General features: G+C 62.1%; 20 protein-coding genes. 19 read left to right on the forward strand and 1 reads right to left on the reverse strand.

Features of this window, described 5'->3' with window-relative positions; genetic code table 11:
- The first annotated feature begins 36 nt into the window (after positions 1 to 36).
- The 18 genes from QE432_RS17640 (at position 37) to QE432_RS17725 (ending at position 18,846) form a co-directional block, all read left to right on the forward strand.
- Positions 37 to 618, forward strand: coding sequence for a phage tail tape measure protein (locus QE432_RS17640; protein WP_065658129.1), 582 nt, complete (start codon positions 37 to 39; stop codon positions 616 to 618).
- A 92-nt stretch (positions 619 to 710) separates the two neighbouring features.
- The gene (locus tag QE432_RS17645) at positions 711 to 1,349 is read left to right on the forward strand and encodes a TIGR02217 family protein (RefSeq protein ID WP_111789359.1); all 639 of its coding nucleotides are present in this window, start codon (positions 711 to 713) and stop codon (positions 1,347 to 1,349) included.
- Positions 1,346 to 2,230: a DUF2163 domain-containing protein gene (locus QE432_RS17650; protein WP_111789358.1), complete on the forward strand. Its 885-nt coding sequence runs from the start codon at positions 1,346 to 1,348 to the stop codon at positions 2,228 to 2,230. Before QE432_RS17645 ends, QE432_RS17650 begins: the two co-directional genes overlap by 4 nt.
- Entirely contained in the window at positions 2,227 to 2,661 is a 435-nt protein-coding gene (locus QE432_RS17655) for a C40 family peptidase (RefSeq protein ID WP_111789357.1), read from the forward strand. Before QE432_RS17650 ends, QE432_RS17655 begins: the two co-directional genes overlap by 4 nt.
- A 17-nt stretch (positions 2,662 to 2,678) precedes the next feature.
- Positions 2,679 to 6,482 carry a baseplate multidomain protein megatron gene (locus QE432_RS17660; RefSeq protein WP_306625127.1) on the forward strand — a complete coding sequence of 1,268 codons (3,804 nt, stop codon included), beginning with the start codon at positions 2,679 to 2,681 and terminating at the stop codon, positions 6,480 to 6,482.
- A 34-nt stretch (positions 6,483 to 6,516) separates the two neighbouring features.
- Complete coding sequence (locus QE432_RS17665) at positions 6,517 to 6,723, forward strand: hypothetical protein (protein ID WP_003512133.1); 207 nt, start codon at positions 6,517 to 6,519, stop codon at positions 6,721 to 6,723.
- Between the two features lie 139 nt (positions 6,724 to 6,862).
- Positions 6,863 to 7,117, forward strand: coding sequence for a hypothetical protein (locus QE432_RS17670; protein WP_003497070.1), 255 nt, complete (start codon positions 6,863 to 6,865; stop codon positions 7,115 to 7,117).
- 96 nt (positions 7,118 to 7,213) lie between these two features.
- On the forward strand, positions 7,214 to 7,885 hold the full coding sequence (locus QE432_RS17675) for a response regulator transcription factor (protein WP_003512135.1): 672 nt from the start codon (positions 7,214 to 7,216) through the stop codon (positions 7,883 to 7,885).
- Positions 7,875 to 9,275, forward strand: coding sequence for a sensor histidine kinase (locus QE432_RS17680; protein WP_003512137.1), 1,401 nt, complete (start codon positions 7,875 to 7,877; stop codon positions 9,273 to 9,275). The genes QE432_RS17675 and QE432_RS17680 overlap by 11 nt, the downstream gene beginning before the upstream one ends.
- A gap of 107 nt (positions 9,276 to 9,382) precedes the next feature.
- Positions 9,383 to 9,811: a membrane protein gene (locus tag QE432_RS17685; protein WP_025592860.1), complete on the forward strand. Its 429-nt coding sequence runs from the start codon at positions 9,383 to 9,385 to the stop codon at positions 9,809 to 9,811.
- 143 nt (positions 9,812 to 9,954) lie between these two features.
- Entirely contained in the window at positions 9,955 to 11,109 is a 1,155-nt protein-coding gene (gene ccmI, locus QE432_RS17690) for a c-type cytochrome biogenesis protein CcmI (RefSeq protein ID WP_162693163.1), read from the forward strand.
- The gene (gene ccmE / locus QE432_RS17695) at positions 11,106 to 11,618 is read left to right on the forward strand and encodes a cytochrome c maturation protein CcmE (RefSeq protein ID WP_306625140.1); all 513 of its coding nucleotides are present in this window, start codon (positions 11,106 to 11,108) and stop codon (positions 11,616 to 11,618) included. Before ccmI ends, ccmE begins: the two co-directional genes overlap by 4 nt.
- Positions 11,615 to 13,609, forward strand: coding sequence for a heme lyase CcmF/NrfE family subunit (locus QE432_RS17700; protein ID WP_306625142.1), 1,995 nt, complete (start codon positions 11,615 to 11,617; stop codon positions 13,607 to 13,609). The genes ccmE and QE432_RS17700 overlap by 4 nt, the downstream gene beginning before the upstream one ends.
- Positions 13,606 to 14,070 (forward strand): cytochrome c-type biogenesis protein, encoded by a 465-nt coding sequence (locus tag QE432_RS17705; RefSeq protein WP_306625144.1) that lies wholly within the window; start codon positions 13,606 to 13,608, stop codon positions 14,068 to 14,070. The genes QE432_RS17700 and QE432_RS17705 overlap by 4 nt, the downstream gene beginning before the upstream one ends.
- 156 nt (positions 14,071 to 14,226) lie before the next feature.
- Positions 14,227 to 15,780 carry a Do family serine endopeptidase gene (locus QE432_RS17710; protein WP_003512147.1) on the forward strand — a complete coding sequence of 518 codons (1,554 nt, stop codon included), beginning with the start codon at positions 14,227 to 14,229 and terminating at the stop codon, positions 15,778 to 15,780.
- 271 nt (positions 15,781 to 16,051) lie between these two features.
- Complete coding sequence (locus tag QE432_RS17715) at positions 16,052 to 16,810, forward strand: response regulator transcription factor (protein ID WP_013635754.1); 759 nt, start codon at positions 16,052 to 16,054, stop codon at positions 16,808 to 16,810.
- Between the two features lie 9 nt (positions 16,811 to 16,819).
- Positions 16,820 to 18,229: a sensor histidine kinase gene (locus QE432_RS17720; protein ID WP_111783210.1), complete on the forward strand. Its 1,410-nt coding sequence runs from the start codon at positions 16,820 to 16,822 to the stop codon at positions 18,227 to 18,229.
- A 191-nt stretch (positions 18,230 to 18,420) separates the two neighbouring features.
- Entirely contained in the window at positions 18,421 to 18,846 is a 426-nt protein-coding gene (locus QE432_RS17725; protein ID WP_065661211.1) for a thiol-disulfide oxidoreductase DCC family protein, read from the forward strand.
- A gap of 113 nt (positions 18,847 to 18,959) precedes the next feature.
- Here the strand turns inward: QE432_RS17725 and QE432_RS17730 are convergent, their stop codons facing one another.
- A complete protein-coding gene (locus QE432_RS17730; RefSeq protein WP_162690529.1) occupies positions 18,960 to 19,823 on the reverse strand; it encodes a MipA/OmpV family protein in 864 nt (287 codons plus the stop codon).
- A gap of 323 nt (positions 19,824 to 20,146) precedes the next feature.
- On the opposite strand from QE432_RS17730, the gene QE432_RS17735 reads away from it, so the two are divergent.
- Positions 20,147 to 23,116: a bifunctional [glutamine synthetase] adenylyltransferase/[glutamine synthetase]-adenylyl-L-tyrosine phosphorylase gene (locus QE432_RS17735; protein ID WP_306625147.1), complete on the forward strand. Its 2,970-nt coding sequence runs from the start codon at positions 20,147 to 20,149 to the stop codon at positions 23,114 to 23,116.
- Positions 23,117 to 23,170: the final 54 nt, after the last annotated feature.

The raw sequence follows: 23,170 nt of genomic DNA on the forward strand, positions 1-23,170 counted from the left end.
TCTACGGCTCCGTTTTGAATCAGAAAGGCAAGCGTGATGGCAGGCGAAGTATCGATTGCGGACAGTCGCGAGGAAGCGGAAGCGCTCTCGGAGGTGATGGGTGATCTCGAACGGCGTTCCGAGCGGTTCGGGGCGGCGTTGACTTCTGCCATGCAGGCCGCGGTGACGGGCGGCAAGGGGTTGGATGAAGTGTTGCGCGGGCTTGGCGAACGGCTCTCTGGCATTGCGCTTTCCGCCGGGCTGAAGCCGCTTGAGAACATGATCGGCAATGCCGTGGGCGGGCTTTTAAATGGCGGCGGTTCGCTGTTTGCCTTTGCCGATGGCGGGGTGCCGGGACGCAGTATCACGCCTTTTGCCGATGGCGGTGTGGTCGCAAGCCCGGCCTTCTTCCCGATGGGCGGCGGGCTTGGCCTGATGGGCGAAGCGGGTGCCGAGGCGATCCTGCCGCTGAAGCGTGGTTCGGATGGGGCGCTCGGTGTTGCCGCACCGGCGGGTGGCGGCGGCGCGCAGATCGTTTTCAATGTGACGGCGACGGATGCGGCGAGCTTCAGAAAAAGTGAAGGCCAGATCGCCGCCATGCTGGCGCGCAGCGTCGGGCGTGGCCAGCGCGGCCTGTGACGGATTGGACCTCCTCCCCGCAAGACCTCTGTGTCGAGCGTGATCCTTCCATCTTTCCCAGACCACCAAAAAACGAATCCAGGAACAACGACATGGCGGCATTTCATGAAGTGCGGTTTCCGCTGAGGCTGGCACTTGGCGCAAGCGGCGGGCCGGTAAGGAGAACCGATATCGTCAACCTTTCCAATGGGCGGGAGAACCGCAACCAGCGTTGGAAGAATGCCAGACGCGCCTATGACGCAGGATCGGGCATTCGCTCCGTTGCCGATCTTTACGAGGTGCTGTCCTTTTTCGAGGCGCGGCGCGGTGAACTCCATGGCTTTCGGTTTCGCGACCCGGTGGATTTCAAATCATGTCCGCCGGGCCAGACACCTGCTGCAAGCGACCAGAAGATCGGCACCGGTGACGGCACGACGACGGCTTTTCAGCTGGTGAAGACCTATGCCGATGCGGGCGGTTCCTTCACCCGGCGGGTGGCGAAGCCGGTCGAGGCTTCGGTCATCATCTCAGTCGATGGAGTGAAAGCCGCTTTGTCGGATTTTTCGGTCGACCATGCGACCGGTACGGTGACGTTTCGCGCCGGTAAGGCGCCGCCTGCCGGTGCCGCAATCCGGGCCGGTTTCGAATTCGACGTGCCGGTGCGATTTGCAATCGACCGCGTCGACGTGAACCTTACCGCCTTCGAGGCGGGCCGCATTCCCTCCATTCCATTGATGGAAATCCTGCCATGAAGCCCATTCCTGCCGCTTTGGCCGAACATCTGGCGGACGAGGCCACGACCACCTGCCATTGCTGGAAAGTGACGCTGAAGGACGGCGAGGTCATCGGTTTTACCGACCATGACGGAACCCTTTCCTTCGCTGGTACCGCCTATCTGGCCGCAAGCGGCTTTGGTGCGAGTGACAGCGACAGCGAGGCCGGACTTGGCGCGAGTGCGGGCGAAGTGACGGGCGGCTTTTCCAGTGAGGCGATTTCCGAAAGCGATCTGGCCGCCGGACGTTTCGATGGTGCGCAGGTGGCGCTCTACCTCGTCAATTGGCAGGCGCCGGAACAGCATGTGCTGCTGAACATGCGCGAAATCGGCGAGGTGACACGCGCGGGCGGAGCGTTTCGTGCCGAGCTGCGCAGCATCGCCCATCGTCTTTCCCAGCCGCAGGGCAGGGTCTATGGGCGGCGCTGCGATGCCGCCCTTGGTGATCGGCGATGCGGCGTCGATCTCAAGCGATTTACCGGCACCGGCAGCGTTGCGGGCACGGACGCGGCGGGCAACCTGCTGGTGACAGGGCTGGACGCTTTCGCCGATGGTTTCTTCAGCCGTGGGAAATTGCGGTTTCTGAGCGGCCAACTTGTCGGCCAGGGTTTCGATCTCGACGGCCACGAGAAACGCGATGGCGGCACGCTTCTGTCCTTTTGGCTCGCTCCGGAGCAACCGCCGCAGCCGGGTGATGTTTTTTCCGTCATCGCCGGTTGCGACAAGAGTTTTGCGACCTGCAAGGCGAAATTCGCCAATTACCTGAACTTTCGTGGCTTTCCGCATCTGCCGGGGGCGGATTTCGCCTATTCCTACGCCAGCGGCGGCCAGACCCATGACGGCAAGGCGCTGTTTCCATGAGCAGTACCTCAGAAAAAGTGCTGGCGATCGCGCAAGGCTGGATCGGCACGCCCTACCGGCATCAGGCGTCGTTGCAAGGCGTTGGCTGCGATTGCCTCGGCCTTGTCAGGGGCATCTGGCGCTCGCTTTACGGCGAGGAACCGGAACTGCCGCCGCCCTACACACCAGATTGGGCCGAGCGGGGCGGCGAGGACCGGTTGCTGAAGGCCGCGAAACGTTATTTTTCGGCGGTGCCTGATATGGAAGAGGCCATGCCGGGCGACCTGCTGCTCTTCCGCTGGCGGGCCGATGCAGCGGCGAAACATCTCGGCATCCTCGCCGGGCCGCAGCATTTCATCCATGCCTATGAACAGGTGGCAGTGGTGCGCTCGGCGCTGGTGCCCGGCTGGAAGCGACGTATTGCCGGCGTCTTCCGATTTCCCGAACCCTGACATTTTTCGAGGCGACCATGGCGACCATTCTCTTTCAGGCGGCGGGTGCAGCACTCGGCGGCGTTTTCGGCCCCGTGGGTGCCATCATCGGTCGCGCGGCTGGCGCGCTGGCGGGTAATGCCGTCGACCGCGCGCTGCTTTCGAACGGGCGGACGGTGTCCGGCGCCCGGCTTTCCACAGCGCGTATTCCGGGTGCGGACGAAGGCGCGGCCATCAACCGGCTTTACGGCACGGCGAGGATCGGCGGTACGCTGATCTGGGCGACGCGCTTTGAGGAAAGCGTCGAGGTGACGCGTCGCGGCGGCAAGGGCAATCGCGGCCCGAAGGTCGAGACCTTTCGCTACTTCGCCAATCTCGCCGTCGGGCTGTGCGAGGGCGAGGCGGCCATGGTGCGGCGTGTCTGGGCCGATGGGCGGGAACTGGACCTGAGCGCCATCGAGATGCGCTTTTATCCCGGCAGCGAGACGCAATTACCGGATCCGCTGATCGAGGCAAAACAGGCCGCAGGCAATGCACCCGCCTTTCGCGGGTTGGCCTATGTGGTGTTCGAACGCCTGCCGCTTGACAGCTATGGCAACCGCATTCCGCTGATGCAGTTCGAGGTGGTGCGACCGGTCGGCCGGCTGGAAAAAGCCATCCGTGCCATCACCGTCATTCCCGGTGCGACGGAACACGGTTACGCCACGGCGCAGGTTTCGGAACGAACTGGCATGGGTGAAAGCCGCATCATGAACCGCAATTGCCTGACTGCCTTGACCGACTGGCAGGCCGCGATCGACGAATTGCAGGCGCTGTGCCCCAATCTGCAAAGCGTGGCGCTGGTGGTGAGCTGGTTCGGCACCGACATGCGCGCGGGCGAATGCCGCATTCTGCCGGGTGTGGAAGTGGCGGGTCGCGACAGGGAAAGTGCAGCATGGTCCGTCGCCGGTGTTTCGCGCGGGCAAGCGCATCTCGTCAGCCATCACGGCGGCGGCCCGGCCTATGGTGGCACGCCGGATGATAAAAGCGTTGTGCAGGCGATAGCCGACCTCAAGGCGCGTGGTCTGAAGGTTTGCCTTTACCCATTCGTGATGATGGATGTGCCAGCCGGCAACGGCTTGCCGGACCCCTACGGCAAAGGCGAGCAGGACGCCTATGGCTGGCGCGGACGCATCACCTGCTTTCCGGCACCTGGCCTGGCAGGTTCGCCCGACCGCAGTGCAGGCACGCGCACGGAGATTTCCACCTTCTGCAACCGCACTGAGGGGTATCGCCGCATGGTGCTGCATTATGCGGCGCTGGTGGCGCAGGCGGGTGGGGTGGATGCCTTCCTGATCGGCTCGGAGCTGCGCGGGCTGACAAGCCTGCGCGACCATAACGACGCCTTTCCTTTCGTGGAGGAACTGGTGCGGCTGGCGGCGGATGTGCGCGCCGTTGTCGGGTCGGCAACGAAACTGACCTATGGCGCGGACTGGAGCGAATATTCCGGCTATCAGCCGGCGGACGGTTCCGGCGACGTGTTCTTCAATCTAGATCCGCTGTGGGCAAGCCCTGATATCGATGCCATCGGCATCGACAACTATATGCCGCTTTCCGACTGGCGCGACGAGGATGCCGCAAACGGCAATCCTGATGGTATGAGCGGCCCGGACGATGCTAACGCCTTCCGTCGTGCCATTACGGCGGGCGAGGGTTTCGACTGGTATTACGCCAGCCATGCCGACCGCGCGGCGCGGCGGCGCACGCCCATCACTGATGGTCTCAAGGGCAAGCCGTGGGTATTCCGCTACAAGGACCTGCGAAGCTGGTGGCAGAATACCCATTTTGACCGGGTGCGCGGTGCGGAGAAGTTGACGCCAACCGCATGGGTGCCGGGGTCGAAACCGATCTGGTTCACCGAACTCGGCTGCCCGGCGGTGGACAAGAGTGCGACGCGCCCGAATGTCTTTCCCGATCCGAAATCGGCGGAAAACGCTTATCCCTATTTTTCCCGCAGAAGCCGCGCCGACAGCCAGCAGCGACGGTTTCTGGAGGCGCATCTCGACCATTGGAGGGGGAAGGGGGATGCGGCGATGGTGGATCATAACCGCGTCTATATGTGGACCTGGGATGCGCGGCCGTTCCCCGCCTTTCCGCAGAACGGCGCGGCCTGGAGCGATGGGGCCAACTGGCGTACCGGCCATTGGCTGAACGGCCGGCTTGGGACTGCCACACTTGCCGATACCATCGCCGCGATCCTGACGGACCATGGATTTTCCGGCTTCGACGTCTCCGCCGTCAGTGGCGATCTGACGGGATATGTGCAGGGCGACGTGACCTCGGCCCGCAACCTCCTGGAGCCGCTGATGACGGCGTTTCAGGTGGATGTCGCCGAGGACGGCGGAACCCTGCGCTTCCGCTCTCGCAATACGGCGGTTCTGCCCGTGCGTGACGCTGCCGTGCTGGCCGATCTGGACGACGAACCGCTGTGGTCGGAAAATCGCGGCCATGACAGCGATTTCGCCGCAGAGGCCGTGCTGACCTCGTTCAATCCGGCGCTGGACTACGAGCAGGCGAGCGTGCGTTCGCGCCGTATCGACAATGCCGGCAGCCGCGTCATGCGGCTCGACCTTAGCGCGGCACTCCCGGCGGAAAAGGCGGAAGCCGCGGCGGAGGCCCTGTTGCGTGACAACAGGCAGGCACGGCGCACACTGCGTTTTGCGTTGCCGCCCGCAGATATCGCTCTGGAACCCGGCGATTGCATTCGTCTCCCGCAGAATGTGTTTTCGGAGGCTCCGGCAGGGAGGTTTCTGATCAGCCGGATTGAGGACGGTACTGTACGGCAGGTGGAGGCGCGCGCCTTTTCCGCCGCATCCGCTGCTTTTTCGGGCGCTGTGGATGAGCGTCGTGTTGGCGGGGCAAACGGCGCGGAAGGTTTTGCCCCGGAGGTGCTGTTTCTCGACCTGCCGCGCCATGACGGCACAGCGTCTGAAAATTCGGCGCAGATTGCCGTTTTTGCACGGCCATGGCGGCCAATCGTCGTTTCGTCCTCCGCCGGCACGGAAGGCTACCGGCAGCGCGCCGTGCTTGACCGGCCCGCGATGATCGGCACGTTGGCCATGTCGCTGACATCAGGCCCCTCCGGCCGTTTCGACCGGCAAAACACCATCCTGATCGATCTGCCATCCGGCGAGCTTTCCTCGGCCACGGAGCTTTCGGTGCTGAACGGCGAGAACCGCATGGCGGTGAGGGCCGCAAACGGTGTTTGGGAGATCATCGCTTTCGCGCGCGCAGAGGAAATTGCGCCCGCGCGCTGGCGGCTTTCCGCTTTGTTGCGTGGGCTTGGCGGCACTGAAGATGCGTTGGCCATTGGCGCGCCGGTGGGCGCCCCTGTTGTGGTGCTGGACGCGGCGGTGCAGCCGCTCGGTCTTGCCGCGACCGAACGCGGACGGCGGCTGAACTGGATCGCCGAGGCGGCGGGAATGGCGGGCGCCCCCGCCGGTCCTTTTGTCTTCGAGGGTGGCTTGCGGGCTGAAACGCCGCTCGCGCCGGTGCATCTTGCGGCCGAGCGGCGCAGGGACGGCATTTTGCTGCGCTGGGTGCGCCGAGGCCGGATGGAGGCCGATGGCTGGGACGCGAGCGAGATACCGCTGGAAGAGCCGTTCGAGCGTTACCGCGTGGAGGTGCTGGATCGCGAGGCCGTTCGACGCACGGCAGAGGTCTCCGAACCCTTCTGGCTGTACCCCAAAGCGGGCGAACTCACAGATTTCCCGACCTTGCGGGATCACATTTCCGTGCGTGTCCGTCAGCTCGGCCGCGCGGTGCCTCTGGGAGTGGCGGCGCACGCCGTTCTCCCACTCTGACAACCACCTGAAAAACAACGCAAAGGACGAGATTATGGAGAGTACCAAGGCATGGTATCAATCGCGCACTATCTGGGGCGCCCTGGTTGCGGTTTTCGCACCGCTTTTCAGCGTCGCTGGTCTTGATCTTCCCGCCGGCCTGCACGGCGAGCTGGCGGAGGGACTGGTGACCGTTGCGGGCGGAATTGGCGGCCTCGTCGCACTTTACGGCCGCCTTTCGGCAACCCGTGCCATCCGCTGACGCCACTAGCGCCCATACCGTCCCCGCCGTGCGTCGTGGCGTCGGGGGCGGCATTCATTTGCCATTCAGACGCTTTGCGCTACATATTCGGTCACAATACGGTTCGAGACGCAGCCGATTTTTTTGGAAGATTTGTGCAATGGCATCACCTCTCATCATCGCGACGCTTGCAGCCGGGCTTTCCGGTTTCACGGCGCCCGAGGCTGATTTGCAGGGCCATTACATTCTGGCTGCAAGCGATTGCGGCGCGGCCGTTGCCCGCGTGGTGCGCGAAACCGGTGGCCAGCTTCTTTCGGTCTATCCCTCCGGTGACGGTCAGTCCTGTGTAGTTACCGTTCTCGTCCAGGGTAATGGCGAGCGCCCGCGCAAGGTAACGATGCGCGTGCCGATGTAGCCTTGCCCGCATCGCCGAAATATCGGAAAACAATCCGACACAGTTAGCATGACCGGCGACGCGCGCGCGGGCCGGGACGTAAGGAAAGGGCGGATAATGCGTATTCTCGTGGTTGAGGACGATGCCAATCTCAATCGTCAGCTGACCGACGCGCTGAAAGAAGCCGGTTATGTTGTCGATCAGGCATTTGACGGCGAGGAAGGCCATTATCTAGGCGATACCGAACCCTATGACGCGATCGTTCTCGATATCGGCCTGCCGCAGATGGACGGCATCACCGTCGTCGAGAAATGGCGCGCGGCGGGCAAGGCCATGCCGGTCCTCATTCTCACGGCCCGTGACCGCTGGAGCGACAAGGTGGCGGGCATCGATGCCGGTGCCGACGATTACGTGACCAAGCCCTTCCATGTCGAAGAAGTTCTTGCCCGCGTGCGTGCGCTCATCCGCCGCGCCGCTGGCCACGCTTCCTCAGAACTCGTCTGCGGACCGGTCAAGCTCGATACCAAATCCTCCAAGGCAACGGTCAACGGCGTGACGCTGAAGCTCACCTCGCATGAGTTCCGCCTGCTTTCCTATCTCATGCATCACATGGGCGAGGTCGTCTCGCGCACGGAGCTGGTCGAACATATGTACGATCAGGATTTCGACAGGGATTCCAACACGATCGAGGTGTTTGTCGGACGTTTGCGCAAGAAGCTCGGGGTTGATCTGATCGAGACCATCCGTGGCCTCGGTTACCGGATGCAAGCGCCGGCAGATGCGAAGTAGCTCTCTTACCGCCCGCGTTCTTCTTCTCGCCTCGGCCTGGTCGGCGCTGGCGCTGGTGGTCATTGCCGTCGTGATCTCGACGCTCTACCGGCAGGGCGTGGAGCGCAGCTTCACCGATCTTCTGCGGGCGCAGCTTTATAACGTCATTAATTCCGTGACGATTTCGAACGAGAATACGCTGGCCGGCAGCCCGCAGCTCGGCGATCTCCGGTTCTCGCAGCCCGATACCGGCTGGTACTGGGTGGTGGAGCCGCTCGGCAATTTCCAGACGGCACCGCTGGTCTCCTCTTCGCTCGGCGTCGCGTCCTTGCCGGTGCCGAGCATTATCGATGCTCCCTTCGATAACAGATACGAGCGTTTTTATGCCGTGACCGACGAGGCGGGCAACAAGGTGCGGGTGGCGGAAACGGAAGTCGTGCTGGATGGTGAAGGCCGTGCGGCGCGTTTCCGCGTTTCCGGCAACCTCAACGTCGTTGAAGACGATGTGCGCAATTTCTCCAACAGCCTTTATCTGGCGCTCGCCGTCTTCGGTGTCGGCAGTCTGGTCGTCAATGGTCTTGCGATTCTCTACAGTCTGCGGCCGCTCGATCAGGCCCGTCTGGCGCTCGGAAAGATCAGGGGCGGGGAGGCGGAAAGCCTCGAAGGCGAATTCCCGCGCGAAATCCAGCCATTGGCGAACGAAGTCAATGCGCTGATCGACAGCAACCGGCGCATCGTCGAGCGCGCCCGCATGCAGGTCGGCAATCTCGCACATTCGCTGAAAACGCCGATTGCCGTGCTTCTGAACGAGGCCCGCACGCTGGAGCCGCAGCATGGCGATCTGGTGCGCGCGCAGGCTGACGCCATGCAGGCGCAGGTGCAGTCTTATCTTTCGCGCGCCCGCATTGCCGCCCAGCGCGGCTCGATTCTTGCGCGCGTGGAAGCGGAGCCGGCGCTGGAACGGCTGGTGCGCGTCATGCGCCGCCTCAACCCCGACAAGCAGTTCGAGCTGAATTTCGAGCATCCGGGCGCGGTGCTGGGCATGGAACAGCAGGATCTGGAGGAGATCGTCGGCAATCTTCTCGAGAATGCCGCGCGTTTTGCACAGACCAAGGTCGTCGTCACGCTTGCGACCGGCACTCACCCGTCCTCCGACCCCGAAATGGGCCGGCGCTCATGGGTGGAGTTGATCGTGGAGGATGACGGGCCGGGGCTGGAGCCCGGGCAGATAAGCGAAGCGATGAAGCGCGGCAGGCGGCTGGACGAAAGCCGTCCGGGCACCGGCCTCGGATTGTCGATCGTTTCCGAAGTGGTGTCTGAGTACCATGGCCACTTTTCCCTCTCGCGCAGCGGGATAGGTGGCCTGAAAGCCGATCTGATTTTGCCTGGCCTCTCGAAAGAGCTTGCGTGAGGCAAGAAAAAAGGCAAGAAATTCAATGCCGATATATAACGCGCGGTGCGGTAAGGAAAAGAGGACAGGGTTTGGTTGACGTGTATGATGGCTGCCGCTCCGTGACGATGCGTTCGCTGGTGTCACGCCCGGCACTTCTCTCGATCCTGTGCGTATCGATGCTGAGCGCCTGCACCACCACGGGCACCCGCTCGGCCGGTGGCAGTCTGTTCGGCGGTTCGGCACAACCTTCAACGCCGTTCCTTGCCAACATGCAGGGCGGCATTGTCGGACGAAGCGGTCTGCAGCTCGAAAAGGGTGACCGCACCAAAGCGCTCGAGGCCGAATATCGCGCACTGGAAACCGCCCCGGTCGGTACGCCGGTGACATGGACCGGCGACGATGCCAGCGGCCAGGTGGTTGCCAATGCGCCCTATCAGGTGGGCAACCAGAATTGCCGGCAATATTCCCACACGCTGACTGTCGATGAAAAGGAAACCCGGGTTCGCGGTGCGGCCTGTCGCAATGCCGATGGCAGCTGGTCTCCTTTGACGTAAATCAAGGTCATGGACCTTTCCGAGTGACAGGAAGGGCTATAGCGATGCACCTGGATGCCGGGCGGTGCGGCGTGATGTCTCAAATTCGCGTCATCTCCGCGCTTCATGTTTCCATGTGCCGTGCATTCGAGTAATTGAGCCATATGTTCTGGATTGTCGTTGCGATATTGACGGCGGCTGTCGCCATCGTCCTGATGTACCCGCTGATGCGGAAGACCGAGGTGTCGCAGACGCGCCGCGACGGCGAGGTTGCAGTCTATCGCGACCAGCTTGCCGAACTGGACCGCGAGCGTGCCGCTGGCCTGATCGGCGAGACGGAGGCGGAATATGCCCGCGCCGAAATCGGCCGCCGGCTGCTTGCCGCAGCCGATACCCGTCAAGACGCTGAAAGCAGCGCCCGACCGCTGCGGCACAATCTCGCCGTAACCCTGATTACCGTTTTGCTGCCCGCACTTGGCCTCTGTCTTTACATCTGGAAGGGAAGTCCGGAAGTGCCGGACATGCCGCTCGAGGCACGTCTGGAGCAACCCGGTAACGACATGAACCTTCTGGTCGCCCGTGCCGAGCGGCACCTGGCCGAAAACCCCGACGACGGTGCAGGCTGGGATATCCTGGCGCCGATCTATTTCAAGACGATGCGGCTTGGCGATGCCGAGCTTGCCTATCGCAACGCGCTTCGTCTGCAAGGGCCGAGCACAGAACGGCTGACGGGACTTGGCGAAACACTGGTGGCGAGCAATGACGGCATCGTCATCGAGGCTGCGCGTGAGGCCTTTGCCGAAGCCGAGCGGCTGAGACCCGGCAATCCACGCGCCCGCTTTTATCTGGCGCTGTCGCTGGAGCAGGCGGGCAAGGCGCAGGAGGCGCGTGCGGCCTTTGCAGCACTGGCGGCGGATGCACCAGCCGGTGCGCCATGGTTGCCGCTGGTGCGGGAACATATCGCCAGAACCGGCGGCGAGGCAGCGCCCGGCCCGACCGCAGGCGACGTGGCGGCGGCGAAAGACATGACGCCCGCCGACCGGCAGGCGATGATCGAGGGCATGGTGGCGAGCCTCGACGCCAAGCTCAAGGAAAATCCCGGTGATTTCGAAGGCTGGATGCGCCTCGTGCGCGCCTATTCCGTCTTGAACAATGCAGCGAAGGCGGGCGAGGCACTGAGAGCCGGTTTGCAGGTTTTCCCGCCTGAGGGCGAAGAGGGTAAGCAGCTACTGGCGCTGGCGAAGGAATTGGGAGTTTCCGCCGGACCCGTTCGCATGGACGGGCAAGGGCGCGCGATGCCGCAGGGAGTGACGCAATGACCCGCAAACGGAAACGGCTCGCAATCATCGGGGGCGGCATGAGCTTCATCGTCGCGGCCGTGCTGCTCGTCATGTTCGCCTTCGGCCAGTCCATAGCCTATTTCTACATGCCGGCCGATCTGGAGAAGACGCCGGTCAATCCCGGCACCCGCATCCGCCTTGGTGGGCTGGTGGCGGAAGGCTCCGTCAAGCGCGGGGAGGGCCGCACGGTGAGCTTCACGGTGACTGACGGTGAAGCAAACGTGCCCGTCAGCTATACCGGCATTCTGCCCGATCTTTTCCGCGAGGGGCAGGGCGTGGTGACGGAAGGCGTTTTCGATGCCGCGACCCATGGCTTTGTTGCCGACAGCGTTCTGGCCAAGCATGACGAAAACTACATGCCGAAGGAAGTGGCCGACCGGCTGAAAGACAAGGGCCTGTGGCAGAACACCGGAGAGGGCGGGCAACCTTCCGGCGCAGCGCCTTCTCCTGCGGGAGCTTCAGCCGACAAGACCGGAGCGATAAAATGATCAATGAGATCGGCCACTACGTTCTGGTTCTGGCACTCGCCGTGGGGCTGATCGTCTCGACGCTGCCGGTGATCGGCGCGCGCCGCAACGACCGGGCGCTGATGGATATTGCCTCGCTCGGCTCCGTCGTGATGTTCCTGCTCGTGGCCTTGTCCTTTGCGGCGCTGACGCGGGCCTATGCGGTTTCGGATTTCTCCGTGCGGAACGTCTGGGAAAACTCCCACTCGCTGATGCCGATGCTCTACAAGTTGACCGGCGTCTGGGGCAACCATGAGGGCTCCATGCTGTTGTGGCTGCTGATCCTGGTGTTTTTCAGCGCGCTCGTTGCCGTCTTTGGTCGCAACCTGCCGGAAACGCTGAAAGCCAATGTGCTGTCCGTGCAGGCCTGGATTTCCGTCGCTTTCCTGCTGTTCATCCTGCTCACCTCCAATCCGTTCATGCGTCTGGAGCGGGTGCCGGCCGAAGGGCAGGACCTGAACCCTGTCCTTCAGGACTTCGGCCTCGCCATACATCCGCCGCTGCTTTATCTCGGTTATGTCGGCTTTTCCGTCTGTTTCTCCTTCGCCGTCGCTGCACTTCTGGAGGGCCGGATCGATGCGGCCTGGGCGCGCTGGGTAAGGCCGTGGACGCTCGCCGCATGGACCTTCCTGACGGCAGGTATCTCCATGGGATCTTACTGGGCCTATTACGAACTCGGCTGGGGCGGCTGGTGGTTCTGGGATCCGGTTGAAAACGCCTCCTTCATGCCATGGCTTGCGGGCACCGCACTGCTGCATTCGGCACTCGTCATGGAAAAGCGCGAAGCGCTGAAAATCTGGACCGTGCTTCTGGCGATCATGACCTTTTCGCTGTCGCTGCTCGGCACCTTCCTCGTGCGCTCCGGCGTCTTGACCTCCGTGCACGCCTTCGCCACCGATCCGAGCCGCGGCATCTTCATTCTCGGCATCCTTACCGTTTTCATCGGCGGAGCTTTCGCGCTGTTCGCATGGCGGGCGCCCTCGCTGAAGGTGGGTGGATTGTTCGCGCCGATCTCACGCGAAGGGGCGCTGGTCCTCAACAATCTGATCCTGACGGTCTCGACCGCAACAGTACTGATCGGCACGCTCTATCCGCTCATTCTCGAAACGCTGACAGGCGAAAAAATCTCGGTCGGCGCGCCGTTCTTCAACCTCACCTTTGGCCTCCTGATGATCCCGGTCCTGATCGTCACGCCCTTCGGGCCGATGCTCGCCTGGAAGCGCGGCGATCTTCTCGGCGCTTTCCAGCGGCTTTATGTGGCGGCCGCCATTGCAGCCCTTGCCGGGCTGACGCTCTGGTACGTGGAGAACGGCGGCCCGGTGCTCGCCGCACTTGGCATCGCAGCCGGTTTCTGGCTGGTCTTCGGGGCGCTTGCCGATCTCTGGTATCGGGCCAATTTCGGCAAACTGGCCTTCGGCATCGCTTTTCGACGCCTCAAGGGCCTGCCGCGTTCGGCCTTCGGCGCCGCTCTGGCCCATATGGGGCTTGGCATCACCGTGCTTGGCATCGTCACCGTCACCACCTTCGAGACCGAAACCGTTCTTGAAATGAAGCAGGGCATGGAGGCGAAGGCGGGCGGCTACAGTCTCACCTTCGATGGCATCCGCCATGCAGTCGGCCCTAATTTCACCGAGGATCGCGGCCATTTCACCATACGCAAGGCGGGTGTGGAAGTGGCCGACGTCTGGTCCTCCAAACGGCTCTACACGGCACGGCGAATGCCGACCACGGAAGCGGGCATTTTGACCTTCGGCCTCAGCCAGCTCTACGTCTCGCTCGGTGACCCGATGGCGGATGGCGGCATGGTCGTGCGCATCTGGTGGAAACCCTTCATCCTGTGCATTTGGGGCGGCACGCTGTTCATGATGGCCGGCGGTTTGATATCGCTCTCCGACAGACGGTTGAGGGTGGGCGCACCGAGCCGCAAGGCGAAGCCGGCAAAAACGGCCGCGATGCCGGAGGCGGCGGAATGAGGGAGGTTGTGGCGGGGCTCACGCTCCTTCTCGTTCTCATGTTTACGTCATGGCCGGCCTTCGCCTTCAACCCGGACGAGGTGCTGAAAGACCCCGCACTGGAACAGCGCGCGCGCAATCTCACGTCTCAACTGCGCTGCATGGTCTGTCAGAACCAGTCGATCGATGACAGCAATGCCGAACTGGCACGGGACCTGCGCGTCCTGGTGCGGGACAGGCTGGTGGCAGGCGATAGCGATCAGGCTGTAGTCGACTACGTCGTGTCTCGTTATGGCGAATTCGTGCTGCTGAAACCGCGTTTCAGCCTGCGCACCGCACTTTTGTGGGGCGCGCCCATCGTTCTGGCGCTTGCGGGAATATTCGCCATCCTCGTTTTTTCGCGTCGGCGCGCCACCCAGGAGCGGCCGGAAAAACTGAGCGCGGACGAAGAAGAGAGAATTCGTAATATCATTGAAAAATAACCGATTTTCATATCCGTCCTCGGTTCTTTTTCAACATTACGGTTTTTTCATTCGTCAGACACTTCGCTGTAAGGTGTCGCCTCCTATATCTTCATCATCCACCGCTTCTCCCCCGGTCAAACGGGTTCCAGTCTGAATGAAGAAAGAAGGTACACCATGTCTCACTCGCAAAACGGACGCTCCTCGTTGAAGACGGTTCTGAAGGCAACGACCGTTGGCGGTCTTGCCGCGCTGATGCTTTCCACAGGCATCGCCGCACCGATCGTTCATTCCTTTGCCGCTCCGGTCGAGGTGACTGCGCCGCAGGTTCCGAGCTTCGCCAATGTGGTCGAGGCGGTTTCGCCCGCCGTCGTCTCCGTTCGCGTCCAGTCGAACGTGCAGCCCGCTTCCGATGATTCCAGCAACTTTTCCTTCAATTTCGGCGGCCGTGGTCTCGACCAGCTGCCGGACGACCATCCCCTGAAGCGCTTCTTCAAGGAATTCGGCGGCCCCAACCAGGACCGTCCCGACCGTGGTCCGAACCGTCACCGTGACGGCAAGGGTCCGCTGCGCCCCGTCGCTCAAGGATCCGGCTTCTTCATCTCCGAAGACGGTTATGTCGTCACCAACAACCACGTTGTCGATGACGGCTCCGCCTACACGGTGGTGATGAATGACGGTACCGAACTCGAAGCCAAGCTCGTTGGCCGTGATCCGCGTACCGATCTGGCGCTGCTGAAGGTCGATGTGAACCGCAAGTTCACCTATGTGCAGTTTGCCGACGATAGCAAGATTCGCGTCGGTGACTGGGTCGTAGCCGTCGGTAACCCCTTCGGCCTCGGCGGCACGGTAACCTCGGGCATCGTTTCCGCCCGTGGCCGCGATATCGGCTCCGGCCCCTATGACGATTACCTGCAGATCGACGCCGCCGTGAACCGCGGCAACTCTGGTGGTCCCGCCTTCAATCTCAACGGTGAAGTCGTTGGCATCAACACCGCGATCTTCTCGCCCTCCGGCGGCAATGTCGGTATTGCTTTCGCCATCCCGTCGTCCGTTGCCAAGGACGTGATCGCCGACCTGCAAAAGGACGGCAAGGTCGAACGCGGCTGGCTCGGCGTGCAGATCCAGCCCGTCAGCAAGGACATTGCCGAGTCGCTTGGTCTTGCCGAAGCGAAGGGCGCGCTCGTCGTCTCGCCGCAGTCCGGTTCGCCGGGCGACAAGGCTGGCATCAAGCAGGGTGACATCATCACTGCCGTCAATGGCGACCCGGTCAAGGATGCCCGCGATCTGTCGCGCCGTATCGGCAGCATGACGCCAAACAGCAAGGTTGAAATCTCGCTCTGGCGCGGCGGCAAGTCGCAGTCGGTCACCGTGACGCTTGGCGATCTCGCAAGCGACGATGCCTCCAAAGCAACGCCGGGCCAGGAAAACGACAGTGGCAGCAAGCCTTCCAGCGCAAAGGTGCTGTCGAGCCTCGGCCTGACGGTTGCGCCCGCTGACGACGGCAACGGCCTTGCCATCACTGATGTCGATCCGGACAGCGACGCCGCTGCCCGTGGCCTGAAGACGGGTGAGAAGATCACCTCCGTCAACAACCAGCAGGTGGCTTCTGCCGCCGATATCGAGAAGGTTCTCGAGCAGGCGAAGAAGGACGGACGCTCCAAGGCGCTGTTCCAGATCCAGACGGACAGCGGCAGCCGCTTCATCGCACTGGATATCGACCAGGGTTGATAATCTGAGATGCGACGCCGGTTCTTCTTCGAGCCGGCGTCGCTCGGGACTGTGTCTCCCCCTTGAGGGCGGGACAGAGTATGTGGAACGCGCGTGCCGCTTGTTTCTTCTCCGCGAGGGAGGAGAAGGTCGTGGCAGCGGGATCAAGGGCAAGGCCAGCGATAGACCGCGCCCTTGCCCCCTCATCCGACCCTTCGGGCCACCTTCCCCCCGCCGGGGAGAAGACAAGGACCCACAAAGCCGGTCCAGTCAGCACCGAGGAGGAAATCTCATGGAAAACAAGGTTCAGGAAATGTCTGTCGCATCTGTTTCCGGTTGTGCGGAAAAGGGCGAGGGCGCTATTGTCCCGCACATGAAGATTCTTGTTATTGAAGACGATCTCGAGGCTGCGGCCTATATGACCAAGGCGTTCCGGGAAGTCGGTATCGTTGCCGATCACGCGAGCGATGGTGAAAGCGGCCTGTTCATGGGCTGCGAGAATTCCTATGACGTGATGGTGATCGACCGCATGCTGCCGCGCCGCGACGGACTTTCCGTCATCAGCGAGCTGCGCCGGCGCGGCATCGAGACGCCGGTTCTCATTCTTTCGGCGCTTGGGCAGGTGGACGACCGCGTGACCGGCCTGCGTGCCGGCGGCGATGATTATCTGCCCAAACCCTATGCCTTTTCCGAACTTCTCGCCCGCATCGAAGTGCTGGGCCGCCGCAAGGGCAAACCCGAACAGGATATGGTCTACCGTGTCGGCGATCTCGAACTTGACCGGCTTTCCCACGATGTCCGGCGCGGTGGCAAGGAAATCCTGTTGCAGCCGCGTGAGTTCCGCCTGTTGGAATATCTCATGAAGAATGCCGGCCAGGTGGTGACCCGCACCATGCTTCTGGAAAACGTCTGGGATTATCATTTTGACCCGCAGACCAATGTCATCGACGTGCATGTGTCCCGCCTTCGTTCGAAGATCGAAAAGGACTTCGAAAAGCCGCTGCTGAAGACCATTCGCGGCGCGGGTTACATGATGAAGGACGAGGGCTGATTGGCGAAAATGGTCCGCCTCAGAATATTGTTCCGGTCAACAGCGGTGCGCCTTTCTGCGCTCTATATCCTGCTGTTTGCGCTCTGCGCAGCCTTTCTGGTCTTTTATGTCACCGCCCTTTCCGAACGGCTGCTGAACCAGCAGACGCGTGACGCGGTGCTGCAGGAAGTGTCGGATGTGCAGCGCATCTACAATCGCGGCGGCATCAACCCGCTGTTGCGGATGATGGAGCGCCGTGCCCGCCAGCCGGGGGCGAGCCTTTACATCATCGCCGGCCCCAATGGCGAAATCCTTGCAGGCAACGTCGCTTCCGTGCAGCCCGGCGTGTTTGACAAGGAGGGCTGGACGGGTTTCCCCTTCCGTTACGAACGTTATTCCGAAAGCGGCGACAGCGTGCAGCATATGGCGACCGCCAATGTCTTCATGCTGGACAACGGCCTGCGCATCCTGATCGGCCGCGATCTCGGCGAGCCCACCAAATTCCGGGCGCTGGTGCGCAATGCGCTGATGGTGGCGCTTGCCATCATGAGCGCCGGTGCGCTGCTCATCTGGTTCGGCATCGGCCGCAATGCCTTGAAACGCATCGACCGCATGTCGGCAGCGACCAAGAAGATCATGGCCGGCGATCTTTCGCAGCGCCTGCCGCAGGGCCGCTCCGGCGACGAGTTCGATCGGCTGTCCGGCTCGCTCAACGCCATGCTCGGCCGTATCGAAAAGCTGAACGAGGGCTTGCGGCAGGTGTCCGACAACATCGCCCACGACCTCAAGACACCGCTGACGCGGCTGCGCAACAAGGCGGCCGCCGCCTTGGATGACGACGACGAGACGAAACGCCGCGCGGCACTCGAAGGCATCATCGCCGAATCCGACCAGTTGATCCGCACCTTCAATGCATTGTTGATGATTTCCCGCGTCGAGGCAGGCTCCATCGCCGCCGAAATGACCGATGTGGACATGTCGGCAATCGCCGCCGACAGCGCCGAACTTTACGAACCGGTGGCCGAGGACGCGGGACTTACGCTTGAGGCCGAGATCGAACCCGGTCTTTCGGTGCAGGGCAACCGTGAGTTGATCGGCCAGGCGCTTTCAAACCTCATCGACAACGCCATGAAATATGCCTGCGAATGCGAGAGCGACAAAAAACTCATCGTGCGTCTGGTGAGCGAACCGGACGCCATCGTGCTGTCCGTCTCCGATAACGGCCCCGGCATCCCCGCCGACAAGCGCGGCGAGGTGCTGAAACGTTTCGTGCGGCTGGACGAAAGTCGCTCCAAACCCGGCACGGGGCTAGGCCTGTCGCTGGTGGAGGCCGTGATGGAATTGCACGGCGGATCGCTCGCGCTGTCGGACACCGACACTACAAATTCCGTCTGCCCGGGCCTGACCGTCTCGATGATCTTTCCCGTTTCGACCCAGTAAGCCGCGCTGTCCAACGCCGCCGACACCAGCACCGGCTGGTCACCGCTATTTGTGCGGAAATTCGTTCACCTCCGAGAAATAATCGTCTTTCGAGATTGAATTGAAAGATGATCGGAAGAATATCTTATAAGGTTCTACAGCTGCACTTTATGAGGGGATCGCATCGCGATCGGCAAAAGGACTTATGATCGATGGCAAACATGGCCCCCTTGGTCGGCGACCACCATGGACCGATCATTCTGTTCGATGCCGAATGTGTGCTGTGTTCGGTGAATGCGCAATTCGTACTGCGGCATGACAAGGCCGGATATTTCCGGCTGGCCTCCATGCAGGGAGCCGTCGGCACGGAAATCTACCGGCGGCACGGAATGGACCCCAAAAATCCGGTCAGCCTGCTCGTTGTCGATGGCGACAGGGTGCGACAGGATAGCGACGGCGTTCTTGCTATCTATGAGGCGCTTGGCATGCCCTGGCGGCTGCTTGGCATGTTGCGCATAATTCCCGCATTTCTGCGCGATCCCGTCTATCGTTTTGTCGCCCGCAATCGCTACCGTTGGTTCGGAAAACGTGCGCAATGCTGGGTGGCGCCGCCGGAATACAGGGACAGGATTCTCTGAACTTAGCGACGATCCTCCGCCCAGGGCAGGCGACAATTTCAGGCGGCGGGACAGACACGTGACGGCGTTGCGGAGATGGTTACGCATCCCCGCAACGCCACGTCGCCATCGGGTCAGAACGTATAAGCCACGCCCACCATCGCAAACGGCTGAATATCCTTTTTCGAAAGGGGGCTTTCCTTGGCATCGCCCAGCAGGAAGCCAACACCGCCGGCGCCGGTGATCGACCAGTTCTCGGTCATAAGGTAAGTGAGGGAGGCGCTGGCGTCGATGCGCTTGAAGCCTGCCTTGGCGTCATAGCGGCGCAGGCCGGAACGGGCGGATTGGGCCGAGGTGACGCCGAAATAGGATTTCATGTGCTTGTCGTCCGCCCAGGTGGCGGAGAGGTCCGCGCCAAGGATGAACTGGTCGACTTTGTGCGAAACGCTGGCGCCGACGGTTGCGGTCAACCCTTCGCTGCCGCTGATGGTCTTGTCCACCTTCGCATAGACCTCGAAGGGATCGATGCCATAAGCGATAACACCGCCGACCACGCCGCCCGCCTTGATGTCACCCATTCCGCGAAGATTTTTCTTGTCGTCCTTTTCCTTGCGCCCGGCTTCCCAGCCGCCCTTCACGCCCAGTCTGAAGCCGTTGCTGTTCAGCAGGTTGACGGTGACGCCGCTGAAATCGATGCTCAGCGTATCTCCATACTCAACGGAAACCAGGGGAACCGCGCCTGCTTCCAGCTTGTCCGAGCCCTCATATTTGGGAGCGTAGGCAGCACCCACGCCAAGTGTGATTTTCCACTCACTGGAACTGCTGTAGCGGGCATTGTCGAAATTGCCCTGCGGTTCGGCGAACCTGTCCGATTTGCCGAGATCGGCAGCGAGGACGGGCGTGCAGATGCCCTGCGCCAGGGGCAGCGCGGTCAGGCACAACGCCATTGCACGCAGGTTCTTTTGCCATTTCACTGTAAAAATCTGTTTCATGATCATATCCGTTGCAGCATCAAGCGTTGCAAAACATGGGAGTCGGGTTTCGTTGAGCAGGACGCTACGTGGGCATAATTGCGGAGACATTACGCGAGATTGCCGGCCACGACTGAAATGGCGCTTCCGCAGGCCGGACCTCGGAAAAGATCGGCAAAAACGGTTTTCCTGATCGCAAAGCGCCACGCATTTGTTACAACGCGGAGTGTATGCGCCCGGAAGCTTCGACAATGCGTGGCGGCAGGACGATTTTGCGGGGAGCGATCCTTCCTGAGAATCAGGCACGGTCGAAGCGCAAGGATGGGTCGCTCGGGAGAGGGAGAGAGACAGTGACGAAACGGGAAACCGCTGAAAGGCGGCTGAGCGAGGTTCTGCCGGGAGTTATCCGCCCCTATACGCAGACGGAACTGAAATCCGTTCTCTCCACGCTGAAGGATATCGCCAAGGGCGAGCCAGCTGTGGCCGCGCTTCTTGCCGCCGAAAGCCCGCTGAAGGACTTCATCGCTGCGGCTTTCACGCTGTCGCCCTATCTGCGCGACATGGCTGCGGCGGATGAGGGGCTGCTGACGCTCGCGATTTCGAAGCCGCTGGAGCCACTACTGGCCGCTCTCGTCCGTGAAGCGCGCGATTGCTGGAAGCCGGGGCAAGAGGGCGGCGTGCCCGTCGAAAACGAGGTGATGTCGCGCTTGAGGATCGCCAAGCGTCGGCTTTCCTTTGTCGCCGCGCTTGCCGATCTGGCGCGCATCTTCACTGCCCGCGATACCACGCGCTGGCTGAGCGACATGGCGGATGCTTCGCTGTCGGCCGCCATCGACCACCTGCTGCTTGTCGGCCATGAGACCGGCAAGCTCAAACTTAAGAACGTTGCCGCGCCAAGCGAAGGTTCCGGCCTGATCGTGCTTGGCATGGGCAAGCTCGGCGCGCGTGAACTCAACTATTCCTCGGACATCGACGCAGTGGTGTTCTTTGAACCCTCTGCTGGCATTATCGATGATCCCTATGCTGCGACAGAGAATTTCGGCCGCATGATGCGCCGCCTCGTGCGTATCATGCAGGAACGCACGGCAGACGGTTACGTCTTCCGCACCGATTTGAGGCTCCGGCCAGACCCCGGCTCGACGCCGCTCGCCATTCCAGTGGAAGCGGCGCTGCTTTATTACGAGGGCAGGGGTCAGAACTGGGAACGCGCCGCCTATATCAAGGCGCGGCCGGTGGCCGGCGATCTGAAGGCCGGTGAAAATTTCCTGCGCGAACTGACACCTTTCATCTTCCGCAAATATCTCGATTACGCGGCGATTGCCGATATTCACTCCATCAAGCGGCAGATTCATGCGCATAAGGGCCATGGCGCGATTGCGGTTAAGGGCCATAACGTCAAGCTCGGACGCGGCGGCATCCGCGAGATCGAGTTCTTCGCGCAGACGCAGCAGCTGATTGCCGGCGGCCGTATGCTGGCGCTCAGGGTCCGCGCGACGCAGGAGGCGCTGGCGGCGCTCACCGAAGCGAAATGGATCGATGCCGAAACGCGCGATAGCCTGACTGAAGCCTACTGGTTCCTGCGCGAAGTGGAACACCGCATCCAGATGGTGCGCGATGAGCAGACCCACGTGCTGCCCGACACCGAAACCGAACTGAAGCGCATTGCCTTCATGCTCGGTTTTGAAGATACCAAGGCGTTTTCCGAGAAGCTGGAAAAGGTGCTGCGGCTGGTTGAGCGCCGTTATTCGGCGCTGTTCGAACAGGAGACGAAACTCTCCGGTGAGGCAGGCAATCTGGTCTTCACTGGCCAGAAGGACGATCCAGATACGCTGAAAACCCTCTCAGCACTTGGTTTTCAGCGGCCGGAGGATATTTCCCGCGTCATCCGCACCTGGCACAATGGCCGGTACCGGGCGACTCAATCCGTCGAGGCACGCGAGCGGCTGACGGAGCTGACGCCGGATCTGCTGCGCGCCTTTGGCGAAAGCAAGCGGGCGGATGAGGCGCTGCTGCGCTTTGATAATTTCCTCTCCGGGCTACCGGCGGGCATCCAGCTCTTCTCGCTGCTCGGCAACAATCAGGCGCTGCTGTCGCTGCTGGTGACGATCATGTCGTCGGCCCCGCGGCTTGCCGAAATCATCGCCGCCCGCCCGCATGTTTTTGACGGCATGCTGGACCCGGCGCTGATGAGCGACGTGCCGACGCGCGACTATCTTGCCCAGCGCATGGGCAATTTCCTCTCCAATGCCCGCCACTACGAGGATATTCTCGACCGGCTCCGTATTTTCGCCGCCGAGCAGCGCTTTCTCATCGGCGTGCGGCTGTTGACAGGCGCGATCCGTGGCGAGATCGCCGCCCGCGCCTTCACCCATCTTGCCGATCTGGTAATTGAAGCGGCCCTGAATGCCGTTCTCTCGGAGATGGAGACGGCACATGGGCCATATCCGGGCGGGCGCGTGGCCGTGATGGGCATGGGCAAGCTCGGCTCCTTCGAGCTGACCGCGGGTTCGGATGTCGACCTCATTCTCCTCTACGATTACGACGATGCCGCCCATGAATCGACCGGCGCAAAACCGCTCGATGTGGTGCGTTACTTCACTCGCGTCACCCAAAGGCTGATTGCCGCACTATCGGCACCCACAGCCGAGGGCGTGCTTTACGAGGTGGACATGCGGCTTCGCCCCTCCGGCAACAAGGGGCCGGTGGCGACGCGCATTTCCGCCTTTGAGAAATACCAGCGCGAGGAAGCCTGGACCTGGGAACATATGGCGCTTTCCCGCGCTCGCCTGATCTGTGGCGAAGCCTCGCTGATGGAAGATGCGCGCGGCATCATCGCCTCGATCCTTTCGCAAAAACGCGATGTGGCGAAGGTTTCTGCTGACGTGCTGGAGATGCGCAGCCTCATCGAGCAGGAGAAGCCGCCGGAGAACATCTGGGATTTCAAGCTCATCAATGGCGGCCTGATCGACCTCGAATTCATCGCCCAATATCTGGCGCTGGTCGGTCCCGCCAGGGGTCTCCAGCCGCACGAACCGGGTCGCAACACGGCAGAGGCATTGCAGGTGCTGGCCGCCCCGGTGATGGAGCAGCAATCCTTCGACGACTGCATGGCGGCGACGGCGCTTTACACCGAGATATCGCAGATCGTGCGGCTGTGCATCGACGGTGCTTTCAATCCGAAGGAAGCGCCTGCCGGTCTTATCGATCTGGTTTGCCGGGCCGGGGATTGCCCGGATATTTCCACGCTGGAGGGCGAGGTGAAGCGGCTGGCGAAGGTTGTCAGGAAGGCGTTTGTGGCAACGGTGAAGAATGGCGGGTGATAGTGGGTATCGCGCGTTCTGCCGTCACTTACTGCAACGCAGCGGGCATAGCCC

Source organism: Agrobacterium sp. SORGH_AS_0745, assembly GCF_030818995.1.
Taxonomy (GTDB): domain Bacteria; phylum Pseudomonadota; class Alphaproteobacteria; order Rhizobiales; family Rhizobiaceae; genus Agrobacterium; species Agrobacterium tumefaciens.

What these genes read in the sequence shown, in the direction of transcription:
- QE432_RS17670 (WP_003497070.1), top strand. Translation starts at nt 6,863, where the DNA reads ATGGCATCACCTCTCATCATCGCGACGCTTGCAGCCGGGCTTTCCGGT.
- QE432_RS17705 (WP_306625144.1), top strand. Translation starts at nt 13,606, where the DNA reads ATGAGGGAGGTTGTGGCGGGGCTCACGCTCCTTCTCGTTCTCATGTTT.
- QE432_RS17660 (WP_306625127.1), top strand. Translation starts at nt 2,679, where the DNA reads ATGGCGACCATTCTCTTTCAGGCGGCGGGTGCAGCACTCGGCGGCGTT.
- QE432_RS17655 (WP_111789357.1), top strand. Translation starts at nt 2,227, where the DNA reads ATGAGCAGTACCTCAGAAAAAGTGCTGGCGATCGCGCAAGGCTGGATC.
- QE432_RS17640 (WP_065658129.1), top strand. Translation starts at nt 37, where the DNA reads ATGGCAGGCGAAGTATCGATTGCGGACAGTCGCGAGGAAGCGGAAGCG.
- QE432_RS17685 (WP_025592860.1), top strand. Translation starts at nt 9,383, where the DNA reads ATGCGTTCGCTGGTGTCACGCCCGGCACTTCTCTCGATCCTGTGCGTA.
- QE432_RS17680 (WP_003512137.1), top strand. Translation starts at nt 7,875, where the DNA reads ATGCGAAGTAGCTCTCTTACCGCCCGCGTTCTTCTTCTCGCCTCGGCC.
- QE432_RS17720 (WP_111783210.1), top strand. Translation starts at nt 16,820, where the DNA reads ATGGTCCGCCTCAGAATATTGTTCCGGTCAACAGCGGTGCGCCTTTCT.
- QE432_RS17710 (WP_003512147.1), top strand. Translation starts at nt 14,227, where the DNA reads ATGTCTCACTCGCAAAACGGACGCTCCTCGTTGAAGACGGTTCTGAAG.
- QE432_RS17715 (WP_013635754.1), top strand. Translation starts at nt 16,052, where the DNA reads ATGGAAAACAAGGTTCAGGAAATGTCTGTCGCATCTGTTTCCGGTTGT.
- QE432_RS17665 (WP_003512133.1), top strand. Translation starts at nt 6,517, where the DNA reads ATGGAGAGTACCAAGGCATGGTATCAATCGCGCACTATCTGGGGCGCC.
- ccmE (WP_306625140.1), top strand. Translation starts at nt 11,106, where the DNA reads ATGACCCGCAAACGGAAACGGCTCGCAATCATCGGGGGCGGCATGAGC.
- QE432_RS17650 (WP_111789358.1), top strand. Translation starts at nt 1,346, where the DNA reads ATGAAGCCCATTCCTGCCGCTTTGGCCGAACATCTGGCGGACGAGGCC.
- QE432_RS17645 (WP_111789359.1), top strand. Translation starts at nt 711, where the DNA reads ATGGCGGCATTTCATGAAGTGCGGTTTCCGCTGAGGCTGGCACTTGGC.
- QE432_RS17725 (WP_065661211.1), top strand. Translation starts at nt 18,421, where the DNA reads ATGGCAAACATGGCCCCCTTGGTCGGCGACCACCATGGACCGATCATT.
- QE432_RS17700 (WP_306625142.1), top strand. Translation starts at nt 11,615, where the DNA reads ATGATCAATGAGATCGGCCACTACGTTCTGGTTCTGGCACTCGCCGTG.
- QE432_RS17730 (WP_162690529.1), bottom strand. Translation starts at nt 19,823, where the DNA reads ATGATCATGAAACAGATTTTTACAGTGAAATGGCAAAAGAACCTGCGT.
- QE432_RS17675 (WP_003512135.1), top strand. Translation starts at nt 7,214, where the DNA reads ATGCGTATTCTCGTGGTTGAGGACGATGCCAATCTCAATCGTCAGCTG.
- ccmI (WP_162693163.1), top strand. Translation starts at nt 9,955, where the DNA reads ATGTTCTGGATTGTCGTTGCGATATTGACGGCGGCTGTCGCCATCGTC.